The sequence below is a fragment of the Kitasatospora sp. NPDC056181 genome (genome assembly GCF_042266225.1).
Classification (GTDB): domain Bacteria; phylum Actinomycetota; class Actinomycetes; order Streptomycetales; family Streptomycetaceae; genus Kitasatospora.
Window position 1 is genome coordinate 1 of the sequence record NZ_JBHJUK010000295.1, and the last position, 3,465, is coordinate 3,465.

At 76.2% G+C, this 3,465-nt stretch carries 7 protein-coding genes; all 7 read left to right on the forward strand.

What is annotated here, in order from left to right; genetic code table 11:
- The first annotated feature begins 163 nt into the window (after positions 1-163).
- On the forward strand, positions 164-313 hold the full coding sequence (locus ACFC1F_RS42875) for a hypothetical protein (RefSeq protein WP_376167207.1): 150 nt from the start codon (positions 164-166) through the stop codon (positions 311-313).
- Between the two features lie 16 nt (positions 314-329).
- Positions 330-677 (forward strand): hypothetical protein, encoded by a 348-nt coding sequence (locus ACFC1F_RS42880; RefSeq protein WP_376167209.1) that lies wholly within the window; start codon positions 330-332, stop codon positions 675-677.
- Positions 674-991 carry a hypothetical protein gene (locus tag ACFC1F_RS42885; protein ID WP_376167211.1) on the forward strand — a complete coding sequence of 106 codons (318 nt, stop codon included), beginning with the start codon at positions 674-676 and terminating at the stop codon, positions 989-991. Before ACFC1F_RS42880 ends, ACFC1F_RS42885 begins: the two co-directional genes overlap by 4 nt.
- A gap of 2 nt (positions 992-993) precedes the next feature.
- On the forward strand, positions 994-1,404 hold the full coding sequence (locus ACFC1F_RS42890) for an RRQRL motif-containing zinc-binding protein (protein ID WP_376167213.1): 411 nt from the start codon (positions 994-996) through the stop codon (positions 1,402-1,404).
- Positions 1,405-1,420: 16 nt separating this feature from the next.
- Positions 1,421-1,561 carry a hypothetical protein gene (locus ACFC1F_RS42895; RefSeq protein WP_376167215.1) on the forward strand — a complete coding sequence of 47 codons (141 nt, stop codon included), beginning with the start codon at positions 1,421-1,423 and terminating at the stop codon, positions 1,559-1,561.
- A 52-nt stretch (positions 1,562-1,613) separates the two neighbouring features.
- A complete protein-coding gene (locus tag ACFC1F_RS42900; protein ID WP_376167217.1) occupies positions 1,614-2,039 on the forward strand; it encodes an ATPase in 426 nt (141 codons plus the stop codon).
- Positions 2,040-2,056: 17 nt separating this feature from the next.
- The coding region (locus ACFC1F_RS42905) for a hypothetical protein (protein ID WP_376167219.1) at positions 2,057-3,465 on the forward strand (1,409 nt) is incomplete at its 3' end.

The window sequence follows — 3,465 nt, forward strand, 5'->3', positions numbered from 1 at the left end:
CGCCGAGCGCGCCCGGATCGAGGACGAGTAAGCCTCCGGGGCCTCCCTGCTGCGCGCGCTTGAAGCACGGGCCCGTGCCGCTGAAACGGAGCTGCACGCGGTTGAAGCCGAGGACGCGGCGAAGCTGACCCCGGCCGCCCGCGCCACCCGCCGGGTCGCCCGCATGATCCTCGCGGCCGGCGGCAACCCCGAGGCCGTCGAACTCAAGACCATCGCCGAGACCCTCGACGTCTCCCCGGCCACCGCCTCGACGCGCCGCGCCGAGGCCGCCGAGCTGATCGCCTCCGGCTACCCGCAGGCCGTCGCGGCCTGACCAGGAAGGACCCGCCATGGACACCCTGCACACCACGACCAGTCAGATCAACGCCGCCGGTGCCCTGCTGGCCATCCTCACCGCGCACACCGACCTGCCCGCCCCCGTCGCCCAGGTGCAGCAGTTCTTCGAGCCCGGCACCGACCTCCCGTTCGGCGCGTGGGGCGTGAAGCTGTCGCTCCACAGCGGCCTCACCGCCTTCGAGCAGTGGCGCGAGGCCCTGGACCTGGACCCCGCCACCACCGACAGCGGCAAGACCGGCACCACCCGGTGGCTGTCCGCCCACGGCACCCGCCACGGCGTCCCCATCGAGGTGGCCGGCTTCTACACCCTGCCCACCGCCGGCGACGAGGAGCTGTCGTGACCACCCAGCTCACCACCCGGGACGACGCCGCCCACGTGCTGCTCACGCTGCTCGCCGAGCACGGCGACGACATGCAGCCCGACGGGTTCGAGTTGTGCGAGTACGAGACCGACACCGGCGAGCCGGACTGGGGCGTGTGCCTGGTCATCCACGGCTCGCTCACCCGGTTCGAGCACTGGCGGGCCGCCCTCGACCTCGACCCGTCCTCGATCAACTACGCCGCCTGCCGGCACGGCGCGTGCCTGCGCGCCGCCGGCGAGGTCGGCGGCGTGCCGGTGGACCTGTTCGCCGTCGCCGACACCCCCAGGGAGTAGCCGTGGGCCGACCCTGCTTCTGGGACCCGTCCGGTGACCGGCACGGCGGCACCCCCACCTACCCGTGGCGGATGGCCCCGGCCGGCCTGCTCACCCGCCGACAGCTCCGCGCCCGCGGCCTGCGCCCCGGCGGACAGCCCGTCGCCGGACAAATCCTCTGGCGCTCCCGCCGCACCACCACCGGCGTGCGGGCCGCCTACCTCTACCGCCTCACCCTGGCCAAGCCCGTCCGCCCCATGACCCCGGGCCGGGCCGCTGCCCTCGCCAAGGCCAACGCCGCGCGCCGCACCTGCCCCGAGTGCGGCACGGATGCCGGCTACGTCCTGCCCGCCCACCTCGGCACCTGCCTGCCCTGCGCCGACGCCGCCGAGCTGCTCGCCTCCGGCTGCCACCCGCAGGCCGTCGCGGCCTGACCAGGAAGGACCCGCTATGGACTGCTGCTACTTCTGCGGCGAGAGCAAGCCGGACGTCGAGACCTGCGCGGACCCGTTCGCGCAGGACGTCAACAACGAGGAGTGGATCATCCCGATCTGCGCCGACTGCTACCAGATCCGCTGCGACGACATCTGATCCCCACTGCTCTGACCTGCACCGCTGCCACTTCCGCAAGGGAGACCCTGTCATGGCCCTGACCGAGATCAACGTCGTCTCGTTCGGCTACCTGCACGGCGCCCCGCCCGCGGGCGCGAACCTCGTGCTCGATCTGCGCCGGCACTTCCTGGACCCGCACGTTCGCCCGGCTCTGCGCTACATGAACGCCCACGACCTGCCGGTTCGTCAGGCGGTGATGGCGACCCCGGGCATCCGGGAGCTGATCACCTCCACCGCGCTGCTGGTCGACGCGTTCGACGCCGGCCCCACCGAGGCGCCGCTGACCGTCGCCGTCGGGTGCGCGGGCGGCCGTCACCGCGCCGCCACGGTCGCCATGGCGCTGGCCCGGCGCCTGGGCAAGACCGGCACCCGGGTCACCCTCACCCACCGCGACCTGGCCAAGCCCGTGGTCGAGCGCACCGCCACCGGCGATGCCGTCGCCCCGGCCCGGCAGTGAAGACGGGAGGCACCGCCGTGTCCGAATCCCCTGCCCCGGCCCTGGTCGAGGTCGTTCCCGCTCCCCAGACCCCACCACCCGCCACGGCCACCGCCCCGACGACGACTCCCCCGGCTCCGCCCACCGGGGCGGTGCCCGGTGTGCCGCTCGCGGTGGCTGTGGCGAACGCGCTCGGCGGCCTCGGCGCCGGGGCTCTGTCCCTCGGTGGCCCGGCCACCCTGGCCGTGGCTGGGGCCGCTGCCGGGGCGGCCGCGATCGGCGGCCTGGCCCGCCGGGTCCACGCCACCCGCCGGCGCACCCCGAACGCCGCCGTACGACGGGCCGCTGCCCAGCGTGCGGGGGCGGGTGGTGTCTTCGCCCCCGCCGCCGGCCGCCGCACCGCGCCGCAGGCCGGTGGCTCCACCTCCGGCTCCGCGCAGGGCCGCCACGGGGCTGCGGGCGCCCGCGGCGGCGGCACGCTCCATCGGTCCGCGTCCGTCCCCGCCCAGCCCGCCGCGCATCGGAAAGGACCGTCCGCCATGGGCCGACCGGCCACCACACCGTCCCCGACCGCCCACCGCAGTGCCGCCGGAGCGTCCGGCAGCACTTCCGCCCCCGGAACGCCGAACAGCCGCGCGGGGAAGGCCGGCCGGTCCGGGAACGGGCTGCGGCACCGGGTGGCGTCCGGCGCCGCCCACACCCTGGCCAGGGCCGCCGGCGCCAGCCGCGCCGGCGCTGCCGGGGCGGCCGCCGATCCGGGGGGTGTCCGCCGGGCCGCGCGCAGGGACGAGCGGTTGGCGAAGGTTGCCGAGCGTACGGCCCGGCGGGTAGCGAAGGGCCAGGCCAAGGCCGAACGGGCGGCCGGGATCGACCCGGCCACCGGCGCCGGGACGGCGGTGTCCAGGGGCACCGCCTCTCGGTCCGGTCGCGGGGGCGTCTCCCCGGTGCAGGCGAAGGCCCTGCGCCGCTCGGCAATGCGCCACCGCGCCCGGATGGCCGGCGCCGTGGCCGCGACCGGGCTGGTCGGTCTCGCGTCGGCGGCGGTAGGCAACTGGCGCCACAAGGGCAAGGTCGCGGGCCACATGCGCCGCGTCTGGACCCGGATGGCCGCCCGCGCCCGCGCCGTGCGGGACGCCCGGGACGCCGCGATCCGCGGCACCGCCGAACCCACCGCGACCGGACCCGCCGCCGGCCAGGCCGGGAGTTCGCTGCCCGACGTGCCGGTCCCCGCACAGAGCGTCAACATCCCCGGCCGCCCGACCCCGACCCCGACCACCGACGACCTCGTGTTCGAGGTCTTCGGCCGCCCCAGCCGCCCCGACCGCACCCCCTTCGTCGTCCCGATCACCCTCGGCAAGCCCACCGTGAAGGAGCCCACCACCGTGACCGACCTCGACGGCACCGCCGCCACCTTCAGCCTCTCCTCCGCCGCCGACGTCCTCTTGCA